At 75.2% G+C, this 25664-nt stretch carries 24 protein-coding genes and 1 riboswitch; of the genes, 11 read left to right on the plus strand and 13 right to left on the minus strand.

Annotated elements, in window-relative coordinates; genetic code table 11:
• Positions 1–374: 374 nt before the first annotated feature.
• The gene (locus tag BJ983_RS32505) at positions 375–3959 is read left to right on the plus strand and encodes a transglycosylase domain-containing protein (RefSeq protein WP_343054320.1); all 3585 of its coding nucleotides are present in this window, start codon (positions 375–377) and stop codon (positions 3957–3959) included.
• Here BJ983_RS32505 and BJ983_RS23450 read toward each other — a convergent pair whose 3' ends face one another.
• The 5 genes from BJ983_RS23450 to mobA form a co-directional block, all read right to left on the minus strand.
• Positions 3960–4373, minus strand: coding sequence for a cupin domain-containing protein (locus BJ983_RS23450; RefSeq protein WP_179796015.1), 414 nt, complete (start codon positions 4371–4373; stop codon positions 3960–3962).
• Positions 4370–4795: a PPOX class F420-dependent oxidoreductase gene (locus BJ983_RS23455; protein ID WP_179796016.1), complete on the minus strand. Its 426-nt coding sequence runs from the start codon at positions 4793–4795 to the stop codon at positions 4370–4372. The genes BJ983_RS23450 and BJ983_RS23455 overlap by 4 nt, the downstream gene beginning before the upstream one ends.
• Positions 4792–5250: a hypothetical protein gene (locus BJ983_RS23460; RefSeq protein WP_179796017.1), complete on the minus strand. Its 459-nt coding sequence runs from the start codon at positions 5248–5250 to the stop codon at positions 4792–4794. The genes BJ983_RS23455 and BJ983_RS23460 overlap by 4 nt, the downstream gene beginning before the upstream one ends.
• Positions 5247–6791 carry a chloride channel protein gene (locus BJ983_RS23465; RefSeq protein WP_246325641.1) on the minus strand — a complete coding sequence of 515 codons (1545 nt, stop codon included), beginning with the start codon at positions 6789–6791 and terminating at the stop codon, positions 5247–5249. Before BJ983_RS23465 ends, BJ983_RS23460 begins: the two co-directional genes overlap by 4 nt.
• 63 nt (positions 6792–6854) lie before the next feature.
• On the minus strand, positions 6855–7496 hold the full coding sequence (gene mobA / locus BJ983_RS23470; protein WP_179796019.1) for an NTP transferase domain-containing protein: 642 nt from the start codon (positions 7494–7496) through the stop codon (positions 6855–6857).
• Between the two features lie 90 nt (positions 7497–7586).
• On the opposite strand from mobA, the gene BJ983_RS23475 reads away from it, so the two are divergent.
• A complete protein-coding gene (locus BJ983_RS23475; protein ID WP_179796020.1) occupies positions 7587–7805 on the plus strand; it encodes a hypothetical protein in 219 nt (72 codons plus the stop codon).
• Here BJ983_RS23475 and BJ983_RS23480 read toward each other — a convergent pair.
• Positions 7802–8743 (minus strand): AEC family transporter, encoded by a 942-nt coding sequence (locus BJ983_RS23480; RefSeq protein WP_179796021.1) that lies wholly within the window; start codon positions 8741–8743, stop codon positions 7802–7804. The genes BJ983_RS23475 and BJ983_RS23480 overlap by 4 nt on opposite strands.
• 100 nt (positions 8744–8843) lie before the next feature.
• On the opposite strand from BJ983_RS23480, the gene BJ983_RS23485 reads away from it, so the two are divergent.
• From BJ983_RS23485 to cobA, 8 genes are all read left to right on the plus strand, one after another.
• Complete coding sequence (locus BJ983_RS23485; protein WP_179796022.1) at positions 8844–10541, plus strand: formate--tetrahydrofolate ligase; 1698 nt, start codon at positions 8844–8846, stop codon at positions 10539–10541.
• A complete protein-coding gene (locus tag BJ983_RS23490) occupies positions 10542–11114 on the plus strand; it encodes a cyclodeaminase/cyclohydrolase family protein (protein ID WP_179796023.1) in 573 nt (190 codons plus the stop codon).
• A 34-nt stretch (positions 11115–11148) separates the two neighbouring features.
• Positions 11149–12102: an asparaginase gene (locus BJ983_RS23495; protein WP_179796024.1), complete on the plus strand. Its 954-nt coding sequence runs from the start codon at positions 11149–11151 to the stop codon at positions 12100–12102.
• 87 nt (positions 12103–12189) lie between these two features.
• Positions 12190–12762: a response regulator transcription factor gene (locus BJ983_RS32510; protein WP_343054321.1), complete on the plus strand. Its 573-nt coding sequence runs from the start codon at positions 12190–12192 to the stop codon at positions 12760–12762.
• A 79-nt stretch (positions 12763–12841) separates the two neighbouring features.
• Positions 12842–12965: riboswitch (cobalamin riboswitch) on the plus strand.
• 92 nt (positions 12966–13057) lie between these two features.
• Complete coding sequence (locus tag BJ983_RS23505) at positions 13058–13435, plus strand: hypothetical protein (RefSeq protein ID WP_179796025.1); 378 nt, start codon at positions 13058–13060, stop codon at positions 13433–13435.
• Entirely contained in the window at positions 13432–14496 is a 1065-nt protein-coding gene (cobC, locus tag BJ983_RS23510; protein WP_179796026.1) for an Rv2231c family histidinol phosphate aminotransferase CobC, read from the plus strand. Before BJ983_RS23505 ends, cobC begins: the two co-directional genes overlap by 4 nt.
• Complete coding sequence (gene bluB / locus BJ983_RS23515; RefSeq protein WP_179796027.1) at positions 14493–16307, plus strand: 5,6-dimethylbenzimidazole synthase; 1815 nt, start codon at positions 14493–14495, stop codon at positions 16305–16307. The genes cobC and bluB overlap by 4 nt, the downstream gene beginning before the upstream one ends.
• Positions 16304–17524, plus strand: a complete 1221-nt coding sequence (cobA, locus tag BJ983_RS23520) for a uroporphyrinogen-III C-methyltransferase (RefSeq protein ID WP_343054322.1) — start codon at positions 16304–16306, stop codon at positions 17522–17524. The genes bluB and cobA overlap by 4 nt, the downstream gene beginning before the upstream one ends.
• Here the strand turns inward: cobA and BJ983_RS23525 are convergent.
• The 6 genes from BJ983_RS23525 to BJ983_RS23550 form a co-directional block, all read right to left on the minus strand.
• Entirely contained in the window at positions 17521–18183 is a 663-nt protein-coding gene (locus BJ983_RS23525; protein ID WP_179796028.1) for a DUF1707 domain-containing protein, read from the minus strand. The two genes, cobA and BJ983_RS23525, sit on opposite strands and share 4 nt — an antisense overlap.
• The gene (locus BJ983_RS23530; protein ID WP_179796029.1) at positions 18146–19009 is read right to left on the minus strand and encodes a DNA-formamidopyrimidine glycosylase family protein; all 864 of its coding nucleotides are present in this window, start codon (positions 19007–19009) and stop codon (positions 18146–18148) included. The genes BJ983_RS23525 and BJ983_RS23530 overlap by 38 nt, the downstream gene beginning before the upstream one ends.
• Before the next feature lie 30 nt (positions 19010–19039).
• Positions 19040–20200 carry a hypothetical protein gene (locus BJ983_RS23535; RefSeq protein WP_179796030.1) on the minus strand — a complete coding sequence of 387 codons (1161 nt, stop codon included), beginning with the start codon at positions 20198–20200 and terminating at the stop codon, positions 19040–19042.
• Between the two features lie 19 nt (positions 20201–20219).
• Entirely contained in the window at positions 20220–21419 is a 1200-nt protein-coding gene (locus BJ983_RS32515) for a cytochrome P450 (RefSeq protein ID WP_179796031.1), read from the minus strand.
• A 73-nt stretch (positions 21420–21492) separates the two neighbouring features.
• Positions 21493–22377, minus strand: coding sequence for a short-chain dehydrogenase/reductase (locus BJ983_RS23545; protein WP_179796032.1), 885 nt, complete (start codon positions 22375–22377; stop codon positions 21493–21495).
• Positions 22374–23888, minus strand: coding sequence for an NAD(P)-binding domain-containing protein (locus BJ983_RS23550; RefSeq protein ID WP_179796033.1), 1515 nt, complete (start codon positions 23886–23888; stop codon positions 22374–22376). The genes BJ983_RS23545 and BJ983_RS23550 overlap by 4 nt, the downstream gene beginning before the upstream one ends.
• A gap of 71 nt (positions 23889–23959) precedes the next feature.
• On the opposite strand from BJ983_RS23550, the gene BJ983_RS31130 reads away from it, so the two are divergent.
• Positions 23960–24616 (plus strand): TetR family transcriptional regulator, encoded by a 657-nt coding sequence (locus BJ983_RS31130; RefSeq protein WP_179796034.1) that lies wholly within the window; start codon positions 23960–23962, stop codon positions 24614–24616.
• 156 nt (positions 24617–24772) lie between these two features.
• Here the strand turns inward: BJ983_RS31130 and BJ983_RS23560 are convergent, their stop codons facing one another.
• Positions 24773–25486, minus strand: a complete 714-nt coding sequence (locus BJ983_RS23560) for a VOC family protein (protein WP_218891501.1) — start codon at positions 25484–25486, stop codon at positions 24773–24775.
• Positions 25487–25664: the final 178 nt, after the last annotated feature.

The following is a 25664-nucleotide window of genomic DNA, read 5'->3' on the forward strand; positions in this document are numbered from 1 at the left end:
TGTCGCTGGGTCGTGCGGACCTGATGGGACGGGCGGGTCCGATCGGTGACCGGTGGCCCGTCGTCGAGCGAAGGACAGTGTCACCCATGTGCGGGGACACCGAACACCGCTCGCCGCATGTTTCCATCCGGTCACGGAGCGCGCCAGATTCCCCCTGTATCCGGGCCTCGCCGCAGCCGTTGACCTCGACGGGATCGCCTACGCGGCGGACTCTCCGATCGGCGGTTCCACGCGGGGGACGGTCGCCGGACGGAGACCGGGCCGTGATCCCATCGAGACCGGTGGGGCCGGCCCACCGCACGGACGCGGGAGGTGGAGCGGTGGCGGGAGCGCATTCCCGGTCCTCTCGACACGAGCGTCCGGACCCCCTCGAGGTGCCTCCGCCCCCGGGCCCCGACCTCGACGCCGAGGACCGTGACCGGGACTACGGCGAGATCTTCCGCCCCCGCCCGGCCGACGACCCGGCCCCGCCCTCCCCGCCGATCGGGTTCCCGAACGCGCTCTCCTCGTCGTCCTTCCGGACGCCCGGCGGGAGCGCCCCCGCGGGCCGGCCCATGGCCGAGCGTCGCTCCGGCGCGGCGCTGCTGACGGGATCGCGTCCCGCCGGTGGCGGTGCCCCCGCCACGACCTCCCGCACCGCCCTGCAGCAGCCGCTGTCGGTGCCGCCCCCGCCGGCTGCGCCACCGCCTCCGGCGAACCCGCCCGCGCAGGGCCCGACCGGTCGCGGTCCGGGCGCCCCGACCCGCCGTCCGGTGGGGCACCCGTCGTTCCCCGGCTCCGAGCCCGCCCCCTCGCTGACCGGGACGCGCGCCGTGCCCGGCGCGCGCACCGACTCCGGCCCCCAGCCCCGGCCCGGCACGCCGCCCCCCGCGCGGCCCGGTGGTCCGGCCCGCCCGTCGGCGGCCCCCGGTCGTCCCGGTGCGCCGGTCGCGCCCGCGACCGGATCGGCACCCGTCCGACCCGGGCCCTCCGCCCCGGGCGCGGCGCCTGCGCCCGGGCGGCCGTCCGGGCCGGCCCGTCCTGCCGGCCCGCAGCCGAACGCCGGTCCCGGTGCGTCCCGGACCGTCGCCGGCCCGCCCCAGGCTCTCGCCGGTGCCGTCGCCCCGGTCCGCCCCGGGTCGCCCGCCGCCCCGCAGAACCCGGTCACCCCGCAGCGGCCCGCCGGCCCGCAGGGCCCAGCCGCTCCGCAGGGCCCGGCCGCTCCGCAGGGCCCGGCCGCTCCGCAGGGTCCGGCCGCTCCGCAGGGCCCGGCCGCCGGGTCGCGGCCGGTCGCACCCGCCCGCCCTGCACCGTCCGGCGAGCGGGCACCCTCGGCGGCGCCCGCACCGACGGTGCTCGATGGACACGACGCTGCCCCGCGCCGCACCCCCGACGGCACCGCCATCGCACCCGCCGTCGGGAAGGACGGGCGCGAGAAGGGCCCCGAGGTCGACGGGGAGGACTCCGGCGCCTCCGCCGCACCGACCCGGGCCTCGTCGCCGACGACCACGGCCGGCTCGACGGGCACCGCCGCCACCACGACGACGCGGCGCGGCGCCTCGACCCCCCAGTCGATGCAGACCCGCGCCGAGCGTCGCGCGGCCGGCAAGGACGGGCTCGCACGCGCAGCCGGACGCCGGGCGACCGGGACGCGGACCACCACGACGGCGACCACCGGGCGCTCCCGCACCGCGCGGTCGGCGGCGCCGCTCCGGGACGACCGTTCCGCCCCGCCCCGCGGGCGGATCGCCGCGGCGGTGGCCGCGCTCGTCGCGGCCGTGGCGGCCAAGGTCGTGCACTGGCCGGGCGGCGAGCGCCTGGTCCGGGTGGGCCACCTGGTCGACGACCGCGTCCAGCGCTACCTCGACGGCAAGGACGGCGAGTCGCTGCCGGTCGCGGCCCGGCTGTGGCGCCGTCGCCGCCGGATGGGCTACGCGACGCTGGCGACCGCGGTCGGGGTCCCGGTCCTGGCGCTGACGCTGGGGTGGCTGCTCGTCCCGGTGCCGAACGCGGATTCGGCGGTCGAGAGCCAGCTCAACACGGTGTCCTTCTCCGACGGCACGGTGCTCGCCCGCGTGGCGCCTGGCGAGCAGGGCAACCGGCAGAAGGTGTCGATCGCCCAGGTGCCGCTGCCGGTGCAGCACGCCGTGCTCTCGGCCGAGGACCGGACGTTCTACACGAACTCCGGCTTCGACGTCTCCGGGATCGCGAAGGCGGCCTGGAAGCAGGTCACCGGCGGGCAGGGCGGCGGGTCGACGATCACCCAGCAGTACGTCAAGAACGCGATGGTCGGCTCCGAGCACTCGTACTTCCGCAAGTTCAAGGAACTGATCATCTCGGCCAAGATCACGCAGGAGTACTCGAAGGACCAGGTGCTCGAGGACTACCTCAACAGCATCTACTTCGGGCGCGGCGCGTACGGCATCCAGGCCGCCTCGCAGGCGTACTTCGCGAAGTCGGTCGACCAGCTGACCCCGGCCGAGGGCGCGATGATCGCGGGCCTCATCCAGGCGCCGTCGCAGTGGGACCCGGCGGTCAACCTGCAGGGCTCCCAGCGCCGCTGGACCTACGTGCTCGACGGCATGGTCTCGCAGGGCTGGCTCTCCGCCGGCGACCGCGCGAACGCGACGTTCCCGATGACGATCCCGCCCCGCAAGGTCGGCAACGGCGTGCCGGACGACGACCGCGGCCACATCTACAACGCGGTCAAGGACGAGCTGAAGAGCCTCGGGATCGACGAGGACGCGCTGGTCACCGAAGGCCTGCAGATCCAGACGACGATCGACCCGGAGAAGCAGGCCGAGGCGGCCGAGTCGGTCCGCGACGAGATGCAGGGCAAGCCCGCGAACCTGCGCAGCGCCGCCGTCTCGATCGACCCGCGGACCGGCGCGATCCTCTCGTACTACGGCGGCGACAACGGATCGGGCCTCGACTACGCGCAGGTGGAGAAGCAGGCGGGCTCGACGTTCAAGCCGTTCGTGCTGCTGGCCGCGCTGCAGCAGCACCCGCCGATCGGCATCAGCACCCAGTTCGACGGGCAGTCGGTCCCCGGGAAGACGGTCCGCAACGTCGAGGGCGCGGACTGCGCCAACTGCTCCCTGAAGAAGGCCATGACGTTGTCGAACAACGTCGTGTTCACCGCGCTCGGCAACGAGGTCGGCCCGCAGGCGGTGGCGGACGCCGCCCACCAGGCCGGGATCACCGCCAAGCTGGAGAACCCGAACTCGGGCCTCGCCCTGGGCAACGCCGAGGTCACCCCGGTCGAGATGGCCGCCGCCTACGCCACGTTCGCGAACGACGGCGTCTACCACAAGCCGCACCTGGTGCAGAAGGTCACGACGGCCAGCGGCGAGGTGCTCTACGACGGCGCGGCCGACCAGGGCGAGCAGCGCATCGACCCGAAGGTGGCGCGCAACGTCACCGAGGCCATGCGCGACGTCCCGACCTACGACGGCGCGCAGCTCGCCGGCGGGCGCATCGCCGCGGGCAAGACCGGGACCGTCCAGTCGCACCTGGACAACCAGAACAACGACGCGTGGATGGTCGGGTACACCCCGTCGGTCGTGGCGTCGGTGTGGGTCGGCACCGACGACAACACGCCGATCCAGTACCCCGACGGCCGCCCGATCTACGGCCACGGCATCCCGAGCGACATCTGGCAGAAGTTCATGAACGGCGCCGTGCAGGGCACGCCGAAGCAGACCTTCGGGGAGTTCGTGCCGGTCGCCGGCGACGACCCGGGGACGACGGCCACCGGCGAGGGCCAGCAGGCCAGCAGCACCACGGCGGCCGCGCCCACCACCGAGAGCAAGGCGCCCGGCACGACCACGACCGCGCCGCCGACGCCGAGCGCGGGCCCGGCCCCGGCACCGGAGCCCGCCCCGGTGGAGCCCGGCGCCCCGGCCGAGGGGGCCGCCCCGGAGGCCCCCGCCGCTCAGCAGCCCGAGGAGCCTGCGCAGCAGCCCGCCGCGGACGGCTGATCACTCCGGCGTGAGCTCCCAGTCGGCGTAGTCGAAGCCGGGGGACACCACGCACGTGACGAGCACCTCGGCGTCCGCCGGTTCGGCCCGTTGCCACGTCCCGCCCGGCACGAGGACGGAGAGCCCGTCGTCGGGACCGAGCCGGTGCTCCACCCCGCCGTCGGGACCCTCGGACACCCACACCGAGACCGGCCCGCCGCGCTGCCACAGCCACAGCTCGTCCGAGCGCACCCGGTGCCACCCCGAGCGCTCGCCGGGCGCGAGGGCGTAGTGGATCGCCGTCGCGGTGGGGCGCGGGCCGGCGTAGCCGGCGGGGGTCACGACGACGGGGGCGGCCCAGAGCCGGCGGAACCAGCCGCCCTCGGGGTGGGGTTCGAGGTCGAACTCCTCCGCGAGGGCCGGCCGGGTGCTCACGCCGTCATGTCCAGCGAGGCGAGGACCTTCGTCGGGGTGATCCGGACGACGAGCTCCCCGGGCACCGCGTTCCGCTTCCCGAACTCCTCGGCGCGGTCGGCCCCCATGTAGCGCCCGCCGAGCGCGGTGGCGGTGCGCAGCAGCTCGTCGGGGTCCTCGGAGAGCGTGACCGTGCCCTGGACCTGCACGAACGCGAACGGCGGCTCCTCGAGGTCGACGCACAGCACCACGCGCGGGTCGCGGGTGAGCGCCTTGCCCTTCGCGGTGTCGCGCCCGGTGTTGAACACCAGCGTGTCGTCCTCGAGCAGGTACCAGATCGGGGCGACGAGGGGGCGGCCGTCGCTCGCGGTCCAGCCGAGCTTGCCGGTGCGGGTGCCGTGGGAGAGGAAGTCCCGGACGGCGGGATCGGTCAGGCTGCTCATGGGGCCGACCCTAGGGCCCGGGAGAGGGCGTCCACGGCCGTGCGGGCGGTGACGAGGCCGCCGACGCACGCGCCCACGTCCACCGTGCCGCCCGGGGCGGTGGCCGGGCAGCCGCGCGCGACGTAGGAGTCCCGGGCCGCCCCGACCTGGGCGGCCGCGGCGGTGACCGCCGGGTCGTCGGGCAGCGCGTTCGCCGCGGTGCGCGCCGTGGAGGCGGTCTCCTCCACCCAGCGCCCGCAGCGCGGCCACACCGCGCGGGGGTCGGAGCTCGTGTAGCAGGGGTCGGCCAGGGCGAGGCGCAGCTTGTTGCGGGCAGCGTCGGGCGACCGGTTCTCCACGCCCGGGGCCGCCGCCTCCGAGGACTGCCCGGACGGGATGCTCGCGGGGTTGTCCGTGCCGCCGCACCCGGCCAGCACGCCGAGCAGCACCGCGGCGAGGACGACGAGGCGCCTCATCGTGCGTCGTCCCGGTCCAGCGAGGCGGCGAGGGCGTCGAGGGCGTCGGCCGGACCGGTGAGGAGCACCCGCGCATCGTCCGCTCCGCCGTCCAGCCGCGCGAACGCTGGGGGCGGGCTCCACCGGTCGTCCGGAACGGGGAGGCGGACGAGGCAGCGCCCCTCGGGCAGCTCGAGCACCTCGCCGGGGCCGAACGGGCGCCACTCGCGGGCGCCCGGCGGGATGAGCCGGATCCCGCGCCGCGAGAGCTTCATCGTGTAGATCGTCTCGCGGGAGACGAGCCGGGAGAGCGCGGTCGCGAGGGCCACGGCGATCATCAGCGGGACGATGAGCGACCACTCGCCGGTGATCTCGGCGACGATGACGACGGCGGTGATCGGCGCCCGGGTCGCGCCGGCGAGCACGGCCGCCATCCCGACGAGGCCGTAGGCGCCCGCGGGCCCGGCGACCCCCGGGGCGACCGCGGCGAACCCGAGGCCGAGCGCGGTGCCGGTCATGGCGCCGAGGAACAGCGACGGCGCGAAGATGCCGCCCGAGCCGCCGATCGCGAGGGTCAGGCTGGTGGCGATCAGCTTGCCGACGAGCAGGAGCAGCAGGAAGCCCAGCGCGTACTGCCCGGCCACCCCGGCCTGCAGCACGGGGTAGCCGACGCCGTACATCTCGGGCAGCGCGACCAGCACGAGTCCGACGAGCACGCCGCCGACCGCCGGTCGCAGCCACTCCGGTCCCTTCCACACCGCGTCGGCGAGGTCCTCCAGGCCGTAGAGGGTGCGGGTGAACAGGACCCCGACCAGCGCGCCGACGAGACCCACGAGCGCGAACAGGCCGAACTGCGCGAAGGAGTCGACCGAGAACGGCGGCAGCTTCAGGAAGGTCGACGAGCCCTCGAACCCCCGGGCGACGAGGTTCGCCACCGCGGAGGCGGTCACCACCACGACGAACGAGAGCATCGTGAAGTCGAGCAGGATGATCTCGAGGGCGAAGAACACCCCGGAGATCGGGGCGTTGAAGGTCGCCGAGATGCCGCCACCCGCGCCGCAGGCGACGAGCAGCCGCAGCCGGGAGGTCGGCATCCGCATCCACTGCCCGAGGCTGGACCCGATCGCCGAGCCGATCTGCACGATCGGTCCCTCGCGGCCCACGGACCCGCCGGTGCCGATCGTCAACGCGGAGGCGAGGGACTTCACGACGGCGACACGGGGCCGGATGCGTCCGTCGTTCTCGGCCACCGCGAGCATCACCTCGGGCACGCCGTGCCCGCGCGCCTCGCGGGCGTAGCGGTAGACGAGCGGGCCGTAGATCAGGCCGCCGACCACCGGCGCGGCCACGAGGAACCAGCGACCGATCTCCGGCCACCAGGGCAGCGGCGCGCCCGGGGTCGCGGCGTAGTCCGTCGTGCCCGTGACGAGCCGGGTCACCAGGAAGATCAGCTCCCGGAACACCACGGCGCCCAGGCCGGCACCCAGCCCCACCACGACGGCGGCCACGGCCATCCCGGCGACCGACGTGCCCAGGAACCGCTGCCACCGGGGGGACGTCATGACGATCAACCTCTCACGTCCGCGGTCCCGACGGCGGGTCGTCGTCCGGTTCGTCCGGTGGCGTCACCGCTGCTCACGGGCTCGGGCGGCGGCGTACTCGTCCGGGGTGTCCACGTCCGCCACCGCCTCGAGCCCGGGGTCGACGGCGGCGAGCGCGGGGTCGGCGAGCAGGTCGGCGGCGGTGAGCTCGCGCACCGCGCTCGCCGCGAACAGCTCCGCCGGGCGGCGGGCGCCCGCGTCGAGCAGGCGCGTCGCGCGCGGACCGAGCGCGGTCCGGTAGGCGGCGGCCAGCGGCTGGCGGTGCCCGTGCAGCACCGGGAGGGCGACCTCCACGTCCCCGGCGTCCCCGAGCGCGGCGAGCACGGCGGTGACGTAGGCCGGGTGCAGGCGCGGCAGGTCGACCGAGCAGAGGAAGGCGCGGTCCCGCCCCGCGGCACCCGCCGTCGTGAGCCCGGTGGCGATGCCCTGCAGCGGGCCGCGGTCGGGGGCGTCGTCGGTGACCGAGAGGACGTCCGCGGCGTCCACCGGACGGGGGAACCCGGCGGCGCCGACCACGACGACCGGGCCGCTCACCGCCAGTCGCAGCACGCCGATCACGTGGTCGAGCAACGTGCCGTCGCCCCAGCTCAGCCCGGCCTTGTCCCGGCCCATGCGGCGGGAGCGGCCGCCGGCGAGGACCACGGCGGCGGCAGTCGTCTGGGACACAGCGTCGATTGTTGCGCGCACATTGCGTCTACCCCGGACGAGGCGGGGCTTGAGCAGCAGGCCCACCGTGCAACGAAGGAGTGACCAGTCATGGCCGGCAGGTATGCAGGCGAGCCCGAGGACGCCCGACGGGGACAGGTCGTGGCGCTGCCCACCGACGTCGACGAGGCGAAGGCCGACCGCGAGATGGCCGACGCGGAGCGCGCGGTCGCCCTCGGCACCGCGAGCGAGGAGCAGCGCGCGGCCGTCGACCGCATCGCCCACGCCCGCACCCACGAGGAGCGCCGCAGCCTCTGGATGTCGAACTAGAGCGCGAGCGTCAGCACCAGCGGCAGGGTCACGACCGACCCCACCGTGGTGAGGACGACGGCGGCGGTGCTCTCGCGGTACCAGGTGCGGTACTGGGCCATGAGGACGAACACCGTCGCCGCGTCCGGGAGAGCGCACATCAGCACCAGCACCGCCGCCCACGGGGCGGGGACGGCGAACAGGTGCACCGCCGCCACCGCGAGGGCGGGCAGGACCACGAGCTTGACCACGACGGCGACGGCGATCCCGCCGACCCGCCCGCCGCGCAGGGCGGGCACCGCCCCGCGCAGCAGGATGCCGAGCGCGAACAGCCCGCCCGGGGCGGCCATGTCGCCGATCAGCTCGACGGTCGTCGCGGCCGGACGCGGCAGCTGCCACCCGCTCGCGGCCACCAGCAGCCCGAGCACGATCGCGATGACGATCGGGTTGCCGAGCACGCGGCGCGCGACGGTGCGGACCAGCAGGCCGCGGGAGGACCGGTCGCGGTCGATCAACGTGGCCGCGACGACGAACAGCGAGATCGCCACCGCGGTGTGGATGGTGGACACCAGCGACGCGGCGAGGCCGGCCCCCGGCCCGAGCACCGCGACCGACAGCGGGATGCCGAGGTACCCGACGTTCCCCCAGGAACCGACCGTGCCGACCGCGTTGGCCTCGCGCAGCGGCATCCGGATCAGCCGGGCCGCGAGGAGCGCGAGCCCGTAACCCGCCAGCAGCAGGCCGAACGTCACCGCGACGCCGACCCCCGATACCCCGGTGGCGAGGTCGGCCTCCGCGACGCTGTCGAAGATCAGAGCGGGCAGCGCGAGGTAGTAGACGAGGTCGTTGAGGGTCGCGGCGGCGGACTCGGAGAACCGCTCCCACCGGGCGGCGACCGCGCCGACGGCGATCACGGCGAAGATCGGCGCGATCTGGGTCAGGAGGGTCGCAGGGTCCACGGGACACCACTCTCTCCGACGATTCAGTGCGCATGCGCGCAGTAGGCGCGAGGTCACTTCACGTCGACGGCCGGGACGGTCTCTGCTTGTGTGATCCGTCATGAGCATCCCGTCGGACCTCGAGATCGCCCAGAAGGCGACGCTGAAGCCGCTGGACGACGTCGCCGCGGCCATGGACCTGCCCTCCCACCTGCTGGAGATGCACGGCCGCGACGTCGCGAAGATCGAGCTCGACGCGATCGACGTGATGAGCGACCGGCCGACGGCCAAGTACGTCGTGGTGACGGCGATCACGCCGACGCCGCTCGGCGAGGGCAAGACGACGACCACGGTCGGTCTCGGGCAGGCGTTCTCGCACATCGGGAAGCGCGGGGTCATCGCGATCCGCCAGCCCTCGATGGGGCCGACGTTCGGCATCAAGGGCGGCGCCGCGGGCGGCGGCTACTCGCAGGTCGTGCCGATGGAGAAGTTCAACCTCCACCTCACCGGCGACTTCCACGCCGTGACCAGCGCCCACAACATGCTCTCCGCGGTGCTGGACAACCACCTCTTCCAGGGCAACGCGGCCGGGCTGGACCCCTACCGCGTGACCTGGCGCCGCGTGCTCGACGTGAACGACCGCGCGCTGCGCAACGTCGTCACCGGGCTCGGCGGGCGCCTTGACGGCGTCCCGCGCGAGTCGGGCTTCGACATCACGTCGGCCTCCGAGGTGATGGCGATCCTCGCGCTGTCGAACTCCCTCGAGGAGATGCGCGACCGCCTCGGCCGGATCGTCGTGGGCTACACCCCCGACGGCGACGCCGTGACCGCCGAGGACATCCACGGCGCCGGGGCCATGGCGGCGCTGATGCGGGACGCGCTCAAGCCGAACCTGATGCAGACCCTGGAGAACACGCCGGTCCTGGTGCACGCCGGGCCGTTCGGCAACATCGCGCACGGCAACTCCTCGATCGTCGCCGACCGCATCGGCATCCACGCCGGGGACTTCCTCGTCACCGAGGCCGGGTTCGGCGCCGACATGGGCGCCGAGCGCTTCTTCAACATCAAGTGTCGCGCGTCGGGGATGACCCCGGACGCGGCCGTCGTCGTCGCCACCGTGCGGGCGCTCAAGGCGCACAGCGGCAACCACCGGATCGTCGCGGGCAAGGAGCTGCCGGAGGCGCTGCTCGCGGAGAACCCCGACGAGGTGCACGCCGGCGGGGCGAACCTGCGCAAGCAGATCGAGAACATGCGCCTGCACGGCGTCTCCCCGGTGGTCTGCATCAACGCCTTCCCCACCGACCATCCGAGCGAGCACGCCGCGATCCGTGAGATCGCCGAGTCGCTCGGGGCCCGGGTCGCGGTGTCGACGCACTTCGCGGACGGTGGCCGGGGCGCGGCCGAGCTCGCCGAGGCGGTCGCGGAGGCGGCGGACGAGCCGTCGGACTTCCAGCTGCTCTATCCCGACGACGCGTCGCTGCGCGAGAAGATCGAGACGGTGGCGACGAAGGTCTACGGCGCCGACGGCGTCGACTACGCCCCGGCCGCGAACACCTCGATCGACCTCTACGAGCGCAACGGGTTCGGCGGCCTGCCGGTCTGCATCGCGAAGACGCACCTGTCGATCTCGTCGGACCCGAAGCTGCTCGGCGCCCCGACCGGTTGGCGGATGCCGGTGCGCGAGGTCCGCGCGTCGGTCGGGGCCGGGTTCGTCTATCCGATCTGCGGGGACATGCGGACGATGCCGGGCCTGGGCAAGGCGCCCGCGGCCCACTCGATCGACGTCAAGCCCGACGGGACGATCGTGGGGCTGTTCTAGGTGACCGGCGGGAGTCCCCGCCCGCTCGGCGAGGTCCCGGTCGCGAAGCTCGGCGAGGCGCTCGCGGCGAAGGGACCCGGCCCCGCGGCCGGGTCGACCGCCGCGATCACCGCGGCGCTGGCGGCCGGGCTGGCGGGGAAGGTGGCGAAGGCCGCGGCGCGCACCGACCCGTCGGCCGTGGACCTGTCCCACGAGCTCGACGGCCTGCGCGCCCGCGCGCTCGGGCTGGCCGACGACGACGTGGCCGCGTTCGCAGGCTTCCTCGCCGCCCGGAAGGCCCCCGGCGGTGACGCGGGCGCCACCGAGGCGATCGTCCAGGTGCCCCTCGACGTGCTGGGGCTCGCGGTGCGGGTCACCGAGATCGCGGCGGCCCTGGCCGAGCACGGCCCCGACGCGCTCTCCGGGGACGCCGTCACGGCCGCGCTGCTCGCGGCGGGCGCCGCCGAGGCGGCGTCGGCGCTGGTCGGGATCAACATCGCCGACGGTCCCGAGGCGTGGGCCGACCCGCGTGTCGAGGACGCGGAGGAGCGCGCGGGCGAGGCCCGGCGGCTGGCGGAGCGGGCGGCGTTCTAGGTGCGCTGCGCGCAAGTGAGCACTTCGAGGGCCTATGACACCCCTTAGTGCTCACCTGCGCGTAGCGCACACGCGTGGCGAGGTCGTCGAGTCGGTCCACGCGGTCTCGGTCGTCGTCCTCCGCCCGGACGGCACGGTCCTCCGGACGGCGGGTGACCCGGCCGCCCCGGTCTACGGCCGGTCCGCGCTCAAGCCGGCCCAGGCGGTCGCGGTGCTCCGCGCCGGCGCCGACCTCACCGACGACGAGGTCGCGCTGGCGGCCGCCTCGCACAGCGGGGAGCCGGTCCACCTGGCCGCAGTGACGGCGCTGCTCGGACGCCACGGCCTGACCCCGGACGACCTGCGCTGCGTCGAGGACCTGCCGCTGGGCGCCGCGGCGATGCGGGCGTACCTGACGGCCGGTCACGGCCCGACCCGGCTCGCGATGAACTGCTCGGGCAAGCACGCCGCGATGCTCGTGGCGGCCGGCGGCGACCCGGACTACCTCGAGCCGACCCACCCGCTGCAGCAGGCGTGCCGGGCGGCGGTCGACGAGCTGGCCGGGCCCGTGCTCGGCGCGAGCGTCGACGGGTGCGGCGCCCCGGCCTTCGTCACCCCGCTCGAGGGCCTCGCCCGACTCGCGCACGCCCTGGCGCGCCCCGCCGACCCGGCCGTCGCGCGGGTCGCCGCGGCGATGCGGGGCCGCCCCGACCTCGTGGCCGGCACCGACCGGCTCGACACCGTGCTCATGACCGAGCTCCCCGGCTGCGTCGCCAAGTCCGGCGCCGAGGGGGTGCTCGTGGCGGCGCTGCCGGACGGCACCGCGGTCGCGGCCAAGGTCGCCGACGGCGCCGGCCGCGCGCTCGGACCGACCCTGCTCGCGGTCCTCGACACGGTGGGGGTCGCCGTGCCCGCCGCGCTGCGGGCGGTGGCCGCGCCACCGGTCGTCGGGAAGGGGCGTCCGGTGGGGGAGATGCAGGTGAGGTGGCCCGACGACCCGGACGGGTGATGTCCTCAAACGTGTCGGGAGGCCGAGGGTCTGGATGTCGGTTCCGTGTGGGAGTCTGACGCCACTCACCCCAACCGAGGAGCCGCCGTGCCCGTCTGCCTGATCGTGGCGCCGGACGCCGCCGCCCGGGAGCGGGTCGCCCGCGGGGTGGACGCCGGGTTCGACACGGTGCACGGGGTCGGGCCGGGAGCCGAGCTGGCGGCCGCGATCGAGCGGGAGCGCCCGGACCTGGTGCTGGTCGCCGCGGACGCGCACGGCACGGTTCCCGGCGGGGCGTACTGGATCGCGGTGCTCGACACCGTCCGCACCGCGGCGCCCGACGTCGCCGTCCTCGTCGTCGGGGGCCCCGCCGACGAGCACCAGATGGCGGGTCTGGCCCTCGAGCGCGGGGCGAAGGGGTTCCTGCGCGGCGGGGAGGAGACCGGGCCGCGCCCGTTCGGCGCCCCCGGCCGCCGTCCCGCGACCACCGAGCTCTCCCGGCGCGAGCTGGACGTGCTGCTGGGGATGTGCGAGGGGCTGTCGAACTCCGAGATCGCGGCCTCGCTGACGTTGGCCGAGGACACGGTGAAGACCCACGCGCGGCGGCTCTTCCGCAAGCTGGGCGCCGGCGACCGCGCCGACGCGGTCGCGCGCGGCTTCCGCCAGGGCATCCTGCACTGAGGTCCGCGGGGCGCACGTGACGCCCACGTCGTTGACCCCCGGCCCGTGGTGTGGTCGGCTCATCGCTCGACGGACGCGGAGGAAGCCGGTGTGAATCCGGCGCGGTCCCGCCACTGTCACCGGGGAGCGGACCCCATGCATGGCCACGGCCGGGAGACCGGCGGGAAGGCCGGGGCGAGTGTCGATCCGGGAGCCAGGAGACTCCGGCCGTCGTGAGGTGCCACCAGCACGCCGACGGCTCCACCCACGGGTCGCCGGCCGATCGGGCGAGGAACCCGAGGAAGGCCTGCCTGCGATGACGCACGCCCCCCAGACCGGACGACCCTTCGGACCCCGACGCTTCCTGCGCCGCCACACCGCCTGCCCCCGCCCGACCACCTGGCGGACCCGTGCCGCCGACGACGTCCGGGCCGCCCTCGCGCTCGCCTGTCTCGGCGACGACGCGACCGTGCCGTTCGACCTCCTGGGCGCGGGACCGGTGCGCTCCCGCGCCGACCTCGCGGCCCGCATCGACACGCTGACCGGAGCCCTGCTGGAGCGGATGGACGCCGAGGACTGGGACCCGGGTGCGGCACCGCGCGCGGTCACCTCCGTGCTCGCCGCGTCGGTGCCCGCGGCGGAGGCGGCGCTGCTGCGGGCCGCCGCCGGCGCGCGCCAGGGCGAGATGCGGTGACGGCGCTCCTCCCCAGCGAGCCACCCGTTCCCGCCACCGACGACCCGCACGACCTCGCCCACCACGGCGACGCCGAGGTCGGTCCCGGTCTGGTGGACCTCGCGGTCAACGTCCGGGCCGACACCCCGCCGGCCTGGCTGACCGAGCGGCTCGCCGCCTCCCTCGCCGATCTCGCCGCCTATCCCGACGCCGGGTCGGCGCGGAGGGCGGTGGCGGCCGCGCACGGCCGCGACGCGGCGCAGGTGTGGCCGGTGGCGGGGGTCGCGGAGGCGTTCGTGCTGCTCGCCCGGGCCCTGCGGCCCGCGCGGCCCGTCGTCGTGCACCCGCAGTTCACCGAGCCGGAGGCCGCGCTGCGGGCGGCCGGGCACGCGGTGGAGCGGGTGGTGCTCGGTGGCGACCTGACGCTGCACCCGGGCGACGTGCCCGAGGAGGCCGATCTCGTCGTCGTCGGGAACCCGACCAACCCCACCTCCGTGCTGCACCCCGCCGCCACCATCGCCGCGCTGGCCCGGCCGGGGCGGGTGCTCGTCGTCGACGAGGCCTTCGCCGACACGGTGCCGGGCGAGCCGGAGTCGCTGGCCGGGCGCACGGACCTGCCCGGGCTCGTCGTCCTGCGGAGCCTCACGAAGACCTGGGGGCTCGCGGGGCTGCGCGTGGGGTACGTGCTGGCTCCTGCGGACCTGGTCGCGCAGCTGGCCGCGGCCGCGCCGCCGTGGTCGGTCTCGACACCCGCGTTGGTCGCGATGCAGGCCTGCACGACGACGGGGGCACGGGCGGAGGCCGACCGCGCGGCGGTCGCGCTGGCGGCCGACCGGGAGCACCTGTTGGCGGCGCTCCGCGACCTCGACGGCGTGGAGGTGCGGGGCTCCGATCCCGCGTCGAGCTTCCTGCTGCTGCGCTTCCCCGGGCGGACCGACGTGCGGGCCCGGCTGCGCGACCGTGGCTGGGCCGTGCGCCGGGGGGACACGTTCCCGGGGCTCGACGCGGAGCACGTGCGCGTGGCCGTCCGGGACCGGACGACGATGGACGCCTTCGTCGACGTGCTGCGGGAGGTGCTGTGAGCGCTCTGGGACCGGACGACCGGGAGGCGTTGTACCGGGTGCTGGCGGCCCGGCGGGACGTGCGCACCGGCTTCACCGACGAGCCCGTGGACGACGCGGCGCTGCGCCGGGTCCTCGCCGCCGCGCACACCGCGCCGAGCGTCGGGTTCTCCCAGCCCTGGGACTTCCTCGTGCTCCGCGACGCGGGCCTGCGCGCCGAGCTGGCGGACCTCGCCGCGGCGCAGCGGACGGCCTTCGCGGCGTCCCTGCCGGCCGCCAGGGCCCGGGCGTTCGCGGGGCTGAAGGTGGAGGCGATCCGGGAGGCGCCGCTCGGCGTCGTCGTGACCTGCGACCCCACCCGGGGCGGTCGGCACGTCCTGGGGCGCGCGACCCAGCCGCGGATGGCCGCGCACTCGGTGGCCGGCGCGGTGCAGAACCTGTGGCTCGCGGCGCGGGCCGAGGGGCTCGGCGTGGGGTGGGTGTCGTTCTTCCGCGAGCGGGAGATGGCCGCGCTGCTCGGCGAGCGGGTGGGGCTGCCGCAGCACCTCGAGATCGTGGCCTACCTGTGCGTGGGGCACGTGACCGCGTTCGCAGACGCGCCGGAGCTGGAGAGCGCCGGCTGGGCCCGGCGCCGACCCTTGGAGTGGGCCGTGCACGAGGGCACCTGGGGCACGCACGTCGGCGGGGACGCGCTGGACGACGCGCTGGCGGCGTGCGCCTCCCTCGACGTGGCCGCGGGGGAGGCCGCCGCCCGTGAGCGGCTGACCCGCATGACGGTGCCGCCGGGCGCGCTCGGGCAGGTCGCCGAGGTCGGGGTGCAGCTGTCCGGGCTGGCGGGCGACTGTCCGCCGCCGGTGCCCGAGCCCGCCGTCGTCGCGGTGTTCGCCGGCGACCACGGGGTGCACGCGCAGGGCGTGACGCCGTGGCCCCAGGAGGTGACCCACCAGATGGTGGCGAACTTCCTCGCGGGCGGTGCGGCGGTGAACGCGTTCGCGACGCAGGTGGGCGCGGAGGTGGTGGTCGTCGACGTCGGGGTGGCGGCGTCGCTCGACCCGGCGCCCGGGCTGTTGCCCCGCAAGATCCGCCCCGGGACCGCGGACATGACCATGGGGCCCGCCATGACCCTCGCCGAGGCCCGCGCCGCCGTGGTCGCCGGCGTCGAGGTGGCGCGTGACCTCGTGGCCGCGGGGAACCGGCTGCTCGTCACCGGCGACATGGGGATCGCGAACACGACCGCGTCGGCCGCGCTCGTGTCGGCGTTCACCGGCACCTCGCCGGAGGTGGTCACCGGGCGTGGCACCGGGATCGACGACGCGACGCTGGCCCGCAAGGCGGCCGTGATCCGGACGGCGTTGTCCCGGCACGGCCTGCTCCCCTCCCCTCCGCGTGAGGGGAATCCTGATGCCACAAGAGCGCTCGAATCCTCCCCTCACGCGGCGGCGGACGACCCGCTCGGCGCGCTCGCGGCCGTCGGCGGGCTGGAGATCGCCGGGATCGCCGGGCTGCTGCTGGGCGGGGCGGCCCTGCGCACCCCCGTCGTCGTGGACGGTGTCGTGGCGGGGGCGGCGGCCCTGGTCGCGGCCGCCCTGGCCCCGAATGCGTCACAGGCGTGGATCGCGGGGCACCGCTCCGTGGAGCCTGCCCATACCCTGGCGCTGGCCCACCTGGGACTCGAGCCGCTGCTCGACCTCGGGATGCGGGTCGGCGAAGGGACCGGAGCCCTCCTGGCGGCTCCGTTGGTCGCCGCCGCGGCGCGGGCGCTGGCCGAGGTCGCCACCTTCGACAGCGCGGGGGTCGCGGACAAGAACACCACCCCGGAGGCAGGATCGTGAGCGCCGTTCTCTACCCGGTCGGTCTCGACCTCACCGGCCGCCGCGTCGTCGTCGTCGGCGGCGGGTCGGTCGCCCAGCGCCGCGTCGCGGGCCTGCTCGAGGTGGGGGCCGAGGTGCACGTCGTGAGCCCCGCCATCACCACGGCGCTAGAGGCCCTCGCGGCGTCCTCCGAGGTCGTCTGGGAGCAGCGCGGGTACGCCGCGGGCGACCTCGACGCCGCCTGGTACTGCGTCGCCGCCACCGATTCCGCCGAGGTCAACGCGGCCGTGGCCGCCGAGGCGGAGGCCTCGCGGGTGTTCTGCGTGCGCGCCGACAGCGCGGAGGACGGGACGGCCGTGACCCCGGCCGTCGGGCGCTACGACGACGTCACCGTCGGCGTGATCGGCGGCGGCGACCCCCGTCGGGCGGCCGGCGTGCGCGACGGCGTCGTCGAGGCCCTGCGCAGCGGCACGCTGGCCGACCGGCGCCACCGCGGCGACCGGAACCCGGGTGTCACCCTCGTCGGGGGCGGACCGGGCGACCCCGGCCTGATCACGGTGCGGGGCCGCCAGGCGCTCGCCCAGGCCGACGTGGTCGTCACCGACCGGCTCGCCCCGCAGGCGCTGCTCGACGAGCTCCCGCCCGACGTCACCGTCATCGACGCGTCCAAGCTCCCGCGCGGGCGGTACATGAGCCAGGACACGATCAACGCGGTGCTGGTGGACGAGGCGCTCGCCGGGAACCGGGTGGTCCGGCTCAAGGGCGGCGACCCGTTCGTGTTCGGCCGCGGCTACGAGGAGATCCAGGCCTGCGCGGCGGCGGGCGTCACCGTCGACGTGGTCCCGGGCGTGACCAGCGCGATCTCCGTGCCCGCCTTCGCCGGCATCCCGGTGACGCACCGCGGGATCACCCACGAGTTCGTCGTCGTCTCCGGGCACCTGCCGCCCGGCCACGCGCAGTCCCTCGTCGACTGGGCCGCGCTCGGGCGCCTCACCGGCACCGTCGTGCTGCTCATGGCGGTGGAGAACCTGCCGCACATCGCGGAGGCGCTCGTCGACGGCGGGCGCGACCCGGAGACCCCGGCGATCGCGATCCAGGAGGGCGGGCTGCCCGGCGAGGCCACGGTGCGCGCCCCGCTGGCGAAGCTGCCGTCGGCCATCGTCGACGCCGGGCTGCGGCCACCCGCCGTCGTGGTGATCGGGCCCGTCGCCGACCCCTCGGCGTTCCCGGCGCCCTAGTCGTCGCGGTTCTTGCGGTCCTGGTCCTGCGCGTACTCGGTGGCCGTGAGGACCTGGACGCTGCCGAACGCCCCGCGCCCGCTGACCTGCACCTGCGGGGCACCGGGCGGTTCGGGGGCGCAGGCGGTCTCGCAGTTCGTGGACCCGAAGATCGTGGTGCCCGAGGTGGTGGCCTGCGTCCCGTCGGGCACCACGACCTTGGTCGAGCCGAACAGCACCCCGACCTTCACGTCGTTCTGCCCGGGCACCACCTGGACCACCTTGCTGCCGAACACCGCCGCGCCCTGGTTCGCCGACAGCACGCCCGGCGCGACGATCGCCGCGACGCCGATGACCGCCGCGATGACGAGCCCGCGGAACCCGTGGCGGGGCCCGGAGCGCGCCGGGGTGCGGGTGTCGTCCTGCCAGGCCGGTTCGGCGACGACGGTCGCCGGCTCGGGCGCGGCCCAGGTCGGGGTCGAGGCCGGGGACGCCCCGTCGTCGGGAAGATCCGCGGTGAGGGGCGCGAGCTCGCTGCGGTAGCGGGCGGCGTAGCAGGCCTGGGCGCGCTCGTCGTACTCGGCGAGCGTGATCATGCCGTCGTCCTGGGCCCGTCGGAGCCGTTCGTCGACCTCGCGACGTTCACGGTCCCCGATCCGCGGTTCCGGCGCGTTCTCCACGACGCACATCCTGGACCGGTTGGCACGACGGGCACCACCACACCTCACGCGCGTAGGGCGCGCCGGTGGCCGGGCGGAACCGGACGAGGGTGCCGCAGCGGTAGCAGGGACGGTTTGACCGCCCGGTGACCCAGTGGTTCTGCCCCTTGCGCTTCACGCCGGTGGTCGTCATGCCCGTGTTGTGCTCGAGGGAGTGCCGGATCATCTTCCGGCCGAGCGCGAGGAGCGGTTCGAGCTCGACGTCGCCGACGGGCCGCCAGGGGTGCAGGCCGCGCAGGAAGCAGAGTTCGACGGCCCAGAGGTTGCCGAAGCCCGCAACGGTGCGCTGGTCGAGGAGGGTCTCGACGACGGGTCGGTCCGGGACCTTCCCGAGCCGCGCGAGGGCCTCGTCGAGGTCGAAGTGGTCCTGGGTGGCGGTCGGCTGCCCGGCGAGGACGTCGGGGCCGAGGTGGCCGACGACGCGGTGCTCGTCGCGGGTGGCGAGCAGATCGGTGATCGGGACGCCGAGCCCGACGAGACTGCGGCCGTCGTCGAGGGTGATCGTCACCCGGAGGTTCGGCAGGAGGTGGCGGGGCAGGGCGGGGCGGCCGTCGGGGCGGTGCTTGCGGACGATCGTCCACGAGCCGTCCATGCGCAGGTGCGAGTGCAGCGTCCGCCCGTCGGCGAAGCGGGTGAGCAGGTGCTTGCCGTGGGCCCTCGTGGCGTCGAGGGTCGCGCCGCGGAGGTCGGCGCCCGCGAGATGGTTGCGGAACTCGGCGCGGGTCACCGTGGCGCCGGCGAGCGTGCTCAGCCGTGCGGCCGCCCGGTGCACGGCGTCGCCCTCCATGGGCTCCGGTGTACCCGCACCGGAGGTGCGTCAGCGGCCCAGCGAGGCCCGGTCGGCCGCCCAGGCGGCCGCCCCGCACACGAGGCCGGTCGACGACCCGGCGCCCGGGTCCTCCACGCCCGCGAGCCCGCACCCGGTGCGGGCGGCGAGCCAGTCCCGGACGCCGGGCAGCGCCGCGATCCCGCCGCGCACGAGCAGCGGCGGGCGCTCGCCGCCGGAGGCGTCGAGCAGGTCCACGGTCGCCGCGCCGACCTGCTCGAGGGCGGGCGCGAACAGCGGGCCGAGGTCGGCGTGGGTGATCCGGACGGTGCCGGGACCCGGGTTCTCCGGCGGCAGCACGGGCACGGCGATGTCGACGAAGCCGTCGGTCCCCAGGCGCGCCTTCGCGTCGTGCACGCCGCGACGGAGCCAGAACCAGGCGCGGTGGGCCTCGGGGTCGGCCGAGAACCGGATGCGGTCGGCGAGGGCGGGGCGGGCCCGGTCGAGCACCATCTGGGTCAGGGCGTCGTCGAGCGACTCCGCGCCGACCTCGACGGTGCGGGTGCCCGGCCGCAGGCGGGCCGCGGTGGTGCCGTGCGCGCCCTCGCTGCGGTCGACCACCGCGATCTCGGTGCCGCCCCCGCCCAGGTCCACCACGACGACGGGTCCGCTCCCGCCGAGCCGGACGGCGGCGGCGACCGGCGCGGGGACGAGTGCGACCTCGGTGTCGCCCGCGCCCTCGACCGCCCGCAGCGCGGAGCGCCCGGCCGCGGTCAGCGCGGCCCGGCCGGTCGTCGGGTCGGTCCACGACGGCGGGTGGACGAGCGCGAGCACCGTCGGCGCGCTGCCGCGGCGGCCGGCCTCGGCCTGCAGCACGCGGGCGACGAGGGCGGTCGCCACGTTCACCGCGGTGGTCGGGCGTGGCCACGTGGCGAGCAGGGCGTCGTCGCGGCCGCCGGTCGCCGCGCCGAGGTAGTCCCGGGCGCGGAGCACGGCGGCCTGCGGCTCGGCGTGCGCGGCCTCCAGGGCCGGGCGACCGGCGAGGACGGCGCCGTCGGTGCGGGAGAGGACCACCGAGGGGAGCTCCGTCGCGCCGTCCACGGAGACGGTCGAGACCCGCGTCCACCCGTCGTCGGGATCGACGTCGGCGACCGCCCCCGTCGTCGTGGAGGTGCCGTGGTCCACCGCCAGCACCCAGCGCACGTCGCCCATGGGCGCAGTGTGTCAGGACCTAGGGCGACAGCCGCACCGGCAGCGCGGCCAGGGCGTGGATCAGCATGCTGTGCCGGTAGACGATCTCGTCGAGCGGCACGGCGGGCGCGAGGTGCGGGAACCGCCCGAACAGCGCGGTCAGCGCGACCTCGCCCTCGAGGCGCGCGAGCGAGGCGCCCAGGCAGAAGTGGATGCCGTGGCCGAAGGCGACGTGGCCGGTGAGGTCCCGGTCGGCGTCGTGCAGCTCGGGGGCGTCGAAGCGCTCGGGGTCCCGGTTGGCGGCGGCCACCGACAGCGTGACGACGGCGCCGCGCGGGATGGTGACGCCGTCCATGTCGATGTCCTCGGTGGCGAACCGCAGCGGCGCGTTCGCCACCGGCGAGGTCCAGCGCAGGAACTCCTCGACGACCGGCGTCAGCGACTCCGCACCGACCACCCGCGCGCGCAGGGCGTCGTCGCGCAGGATCGCGTGGACGCTGTTGGTGACGAGGTTCGACGTCGTCTCGTGGCCGGCGATCAGCAGGATCATGCCCATGGCGACGATCTCGTCGTGGGACAGCGCGTCGCCGTCCTCGGAGGCCCGGATCAGCGCCGAGATCAGCGCCTCGTCGGGGGCGTCCCGCTTCGCCGCGACCAGTTCGGAGAGGTAGCCGGTGAGGCTCGCCTGCGCCTGGTGCTTCTCCTCCTGCGACGAGGTGTCGTCGATCATCGTGCGCGACCACAGCGCGAACGCGTCGCGGTCGTCGAGCGGCACCCCGAGGAGCTCGCAGATCACCTGCATGGGCAGCGGCACGGCGTAGTCGTTCACCAGGTCGATCTCGCCGGCCTGCTCCGCGCGGTCGAGCAGCGTGGTGGCGATCTGCTCGATGGCGGGCCGCAGCGCGGCGATCCGGCGCACGGTGAAGGTCGAGACGACGAGCTTGCGCAGCCGGGTGTGCACCGGCGGGTCGTTCAGCAGCAGCATGTGCCCCGCCGGGCCCGGGATCAGCGGCTCCGCCGGCCGCTGCTCGGGCGGCATCGTGGAGCGGAAGTCCTTGGCCAGGCGGGGGTCGACGAACGCCGCCCGGACGTCGGCGTAGCGCGTCACGAGCCACGTGGACCCGCCGTCGGGAAGGTCGACCTCCCGCACCGGCGCGATCTCGCGCAGGCGCGAGAGCGTGCCGTACGGGTCGGCCCAGTAGTCGTCGGTGAACACGGGGCCGGTCGCGAGGTCGGTCACGGCCCCATCAGACCATTCCCGACGTCGGGTCGAGGTGATTTCGCTGAGGGTTCCCTCAACGAACGCAGGGTCTTCAGCCCTTCGGCTCACCCATCCCGACCGACGTACGCCCGAACGCGCGCCCGGTCTTCCGGAACTGCGCCTCGAGCTGCGGCACCATCTTCTTCGCCTGCGCCATGATCGGCAGGTCGCCCAGCCAGGAGAAGGTGATCGGGCGCAGGCCGGCGAGCAGGCCGACCGACTTCGGGACGAACACCCGCCGCTTGCGCTTCGCGATGCCCTCGAGGAAGCCCGCGACGCACTCGTCGACCGAGGCGATGCTGCCCAGGGGCGGCGGCAGCTTGCGCAGCGTGTCCTCGAAGGTCGAGGAGTCGGCCTTCACGTCGCGCACCAGGTCGGTGTCGATCCACCCCATGTGGGCGGTGCCCACGCCGATGCCGCGGTGGGCGAGCTCGAAGCGCAGCGCGTTGCCGTAGTTCTCCACGCCGGCCTTCGACCCGCAGTACGCGGCCATGCCGGGCAGGGCGGTGAAGGCGGCCAGCGAGGACACGAGCAGGTAGTAGCCGCGACGCTTCTCCACCTCGGCGATCGTCGCGGACACGGTCCGCGACACGCCGATGAGGTTGACCTCCATGACGCGGGCGACCACGTCGGCGGGCGACTCCGCGACGGTGCCGTGGTTGGCGATGCCCGCGTTGGCGATGACGACGTCGATCCCGCCGAGCTCGGCGACGGTGTGCTTCACCGCGGCGTCGAGCGAGGCCTGGTCGGTGACGTCGCAGGGCGCCCAGGTGTGCTGCGGGCCGAGCTCGCCGGCGATGCGCTCGAGGCGGTCGGACTCCAGCCCGACGAGGGCCACGCGGGCCCCCTGCGCGGCGGCGGCCCGGGCCACGGCCTCGCCGATGCCGCGCGCGGCACCGGTGATGAAGAGGACTCGGCCGGTGATGTCGTAGGTCACGAACGCTCCAGGATCCGTCGGGGGTGCAGGACGTACTCGTCGGTCTTCATGTGCTTCAGACGCCGGTGGAAGGGCATCGTGAACGTCGGCCACAGGGCCGAGTTGTTGCCGTGTCCGTCCAGGTACCACGACCGGCAGCCGCCGTCGGTCCACACCGTGCCCGCGGTGAGCCGCTGCATCTCGGCGACGAAGCGGTCCTGGACGTCCTGCCGCGGCTCGACGGCCCCGACCGACCGGGTCCGCAGACGCCGCAGCACGTCCATGACGAGGTTGATCTGCGACTCGATCATGAACACGACCGAGTTGTGGCCCAGGCCCGTGTTGGGTCCGAGCAGCGTGAACAGGTTCGGGAACCCGTTGATCATGGTGCCGTTGTGGGCGAACATCGTGTCGCCCCAGTGCTCGGAGAGGCTGCGCCCGTCGCGGCCGAACACCCGGTGGCTGATCGGCAGGTCGCTGATCGCGAAGCCGGTGCCGGCGATGATCGTGTCGACCTCGTGCTCGACGCCGTCCGCCGTGACGACGGCGTTCTCCGTGACGCGGGTGATCTTCTCGGTGACCACCTCGACGTTCGGGCGGTCCAGCGCCGGCAGGTAGGTGTTCGACAGCAGGATGCGCTTGCAGCCCATCGAGTAGCTCGGCGTGATCTTCTCGCGGAGCGCGGGGTCGGTCACCTGGGTCCGCATGTGCCGCTCGGCGAGTTTCGCGGCCTTCGCCATCCGCTGCGGGTCCTTGAACCCGAGCACGAACGTCTCGCGCGCCCAGTAGATGGCCTCGCGGTTGAGCTTCTGCAGCGCGGGGAAGCGGCGGAACGCCCACTTCTCGAGCCGCGTGATCCGGCGGTCGCGCCGCGGCATGATCCACGGGGGCGTGCGCTGGAAGACGGTCATCTTCCCGACGACGGGCGCGATCTCCGGCACGAACTGGATGGCCGACGCGCCGGTGCCGATCACCGCGACGCGGCGGCCGCGCAGGTCGAGGTCGTGGCGCCAGGTGGCCGAGTGGAAGACCTCGCCCGCGAAGTCGTCCAGCCCGGGCACGTCGGGGAACGACGGGTCGGACAGCGCCCCGCTGCCCAGGACGAGCGCGTCGGCGGTCCAGGTGCCACCGGTCGTCGTGACGGTCCAGCGCTGCGTCCCGTCGTCCCAGCGCGCCTCGGTCACCTCGTGGTGGTTCCGGGTGAACCGGTCGATCCCGTACTCGCGGTGGATCGTCTGGAGGTAGCGGTGGATCTCCGGCTGCGGGGAGAACGCGTGGCTCCATTCCGGGTTCGGCGCGAACGAGAACGAGTACAGGTGGCTCGGCACGTCGCACGCGCAGCCCGGGTAGGAGTTGTCCCGCCAGGTCCCGCCGACGTCGCCGTGGCGCTCGAAGACGAGGAAGTCCTCGACGCCGGCCTGGCGCAGTCGGATCGCGGTGCCCAGCCCGGAGAAGCCGTTGCCGACGATCGCCACGGACAGGTGTGGGACGTCGGTCTTCCCGACGACGGGTGCTGCGGCTTCGGTGGTCACGATCCCCTCCCGGCGGTACATCTGCGTACCGTTCCTCCGGGAAGGATGGTACGAGCTGGTACCATAGGCCAGTGACTGTGAGCGCGCACACGACGGAGTCCGGCGAACACCCGGTCGTGGTCGCGATCCGCACCGGCACCGCCCCGGGCTCGGACCACCGCGACCGGTTGATCGCCGCGATGGGGGAGCTCCTCGCCGAGCAGGGCTACGCGAGCGTGACGGTCACCGACGTCGTCGCCCGGGCCCGCGTGTCGAAGCGGACCTTCTACCAGCACTTCGCCGATCGCGAGGAGTGCCTGCTCGCCACGTACCGGGTGGTCGCCGAGGCCCCGTTGCACCGGATCGCCGAGGCGGCGGCGTCCACGGTCGGCACCGGGCGGCCGGTGCGCGAGGAGATCGCCGGCGTCACCGGTGCCTACCTCGCCGCGATGGCCGAGCACCCGCTGCTCACCCGCGCGATGCTCACCGAGGTCGGCTCGGCCGGCCCCGCAGGGCTCGCCGTGCGCCGCGAGGTGATGCGCCGCTTCGCCGACGGTCTCGTGGCGTTGGCTTCGGCGGGCGGGCGGGAGCTCTCCGGCGGGGTGGCGCAGGCCCTGGTCGGCGGGATCAACGAGCTCGTCCTGGAGGCCGTGGAGTCGGCCGACGTCGCGGCGCCGCAGATGGCCGAGGCGATCCTGGCGCTCGGGGACACCGTGACCGAGCTGGGCGTGGCGGTCCTCGACCGGTAGTCCCCGCCGCGAGGGTCACGTGGGGCATGTCCCGCGGCCCGTGCGGATGCCTGGTGTGCATCTCGCGCCGTAGTTGGGGCGGGCCTCGGCGGCGAGGGTCACGTGGCGCAGGTCCCGGGGCCCACAGCCATGCCTGGTGTGCGTCTCGCCGCGGGCTCAGGAGGCGTCGAGGACGCAGAACTCGTTGCCCGACGGGTCGGCCCACACCGTCCAGGGCAGCGCCGGGTCCTCGAGGAGCCGGGCGCCGAGGGCGCGCACCGTCGGCACGGGGTCGCCGTCGGAGCGCTCAGCTCGGACGTCGAGGTGCAGCCGGTTCTTCCCCTGCTTCGCCGCCGGTTCCGGGCAGAGCTCGAGCAGCGGTCCGACACCGGAGGGGTGTCGCAGGCTCACGATGCCGGGCGTGCCGGTGGTCGGTACCCAGCCCGTGAGGGCCGACCAGAACGCGGCGTCCCGCTCGGGGGCGGCACTGTCGAGCGGCAGGGCCGCGATCGGACCGGTGTCCCGGTAGGCCTCGCGGGTCTCCATCACGCAGAACGGCTCGCCCGCCGGGTCGGCGAGCACCGTCCACGGCACCTCGCCCTGCCCGATGTCGACGTGCCGCGCGCCCAGGCCGAGCAGACGATCGGTGATCTCCTGGCGGCGGTCGCCACCGAGCAGGTCCAGGTGCAGCCGCGCGGGCGACCCCGAGGGCTCGGCGACCCGCGGGAAGCACAGGTCGAGGTAGCCGGCCGGCCCGAGCTCCAGGCGCGCCTCGACGGCGTCCGGCTCGTCGGTGAGCACCCTCGCCCCGAGCGCGGCGGCCCAGAAGTGGCCGACCGTGTGCGGGTCCCGGGCGTCCTGGACGACGTTCTCGAGGTACACGCTCGGCATCATCGACGAGAGGACCCGATCCGTCGTCGGGGATTCGCCCGCGAGGCGAGGGCTACATCAGGCATGTCCTGCGTCCCGTGAGCGTGCCTGGCGTGAGGCTCGCGGCGAGCCGGGGAGCGGGCGGGTCGGGCTGCGGCGAGGTACACGTGGGGCAGGTCCGAGGGCCTGTGGGGATGCC

Source organism: Actinomycetospora corticicola (assembly GCF_013409505.1).
In the GTDB taxonomy this organism is placed as follows: Bacteria; Actinomycetota; Actinomycetes; order Mycobacteriales; family Pseudonocardiaceae; genus Actinomycetospora; species Actinomycetospora corticicola.

What these genes read in the sequence shown, in the direction of transcription:
- BJ983_RS23455 (WP_179796016.1), bottom strand. Translation starts at nt 4,795, where the DNA reads ATGAGCAGCCTGACCGATCCCGCCGTCCGGGACTTCCTCTCCCACGGC.
- BJ983_RS23460 (WP_179796017.1), bottom strand. Translation starts at nt 5,250, where the DNA reads ATGAGGCGCCTCGTCGTCCTCGCCGCGGTGCTGCTCGGCGTGCTGGCC.
- BJ983_RS23465 (WP_246325641.1), bottom strand. Translation starts at nt 6,791, where the DNA reads ATGACGTCCCCCCGGTGGCAGCGGTTCCTGGGCACGTCGGTCGCCGGG.
- BJ983_RS23475 (WP_179796020.1), top strand. Translation starts at nt 7,587, where the DNA reads ATGGCCGGCAGGTATGCAGGCGAGCCCGAGGACGCCCGACGGGGACAG.
- BJ983_RS23485 (WP_179796022.1), top strand. Translation starts at nt 8,844, where the DNA reads ATGAGCATCCCGTCGGACCTCGAGATCGCCCAGAAGGCGACGCTGAAG.
- BJ983_RS23495 (WP_179796024.1), top strand. Translation starts at nt 11,149, where the DNA reads ATGACACCCCTTAGTGCTCACCTGCGCGTAGCGCACACGCGTGGCGAG.
- BJ983_RS23505 (WP_179796025.1), top strand. Translation starts at nt 13,058, where the DNA reads ATGACGCACGCCCCCCAGACCGGACGACCCTTCGGACCCCGACGCTTC.
- BJ983_RS23530 (WP_179796029.1), bottom strand. Translation starts at nt 19,009, where the DNA reads ATGGAGGGCGACGCCGTGCACCGGGCGGCCGCACGGCTGAGCACGCTC.
- BJ983_RS23535 (WP_179796030.1), bottom strand. Translation starts at nt 20,200, where the DNA reads ATGGGCGACGTGCGCTGGGTGCTGGCGGTGGACCACGGCACCTCCACG.
- BJ983_RS23560 (WP_218891501.1), bottom strand. Translation starts at nt 25,486, where the DNA reads ATGCCGAGCGTGTACCTCGAGAACGTCGTCCAGGACGCCCGGGACCCG.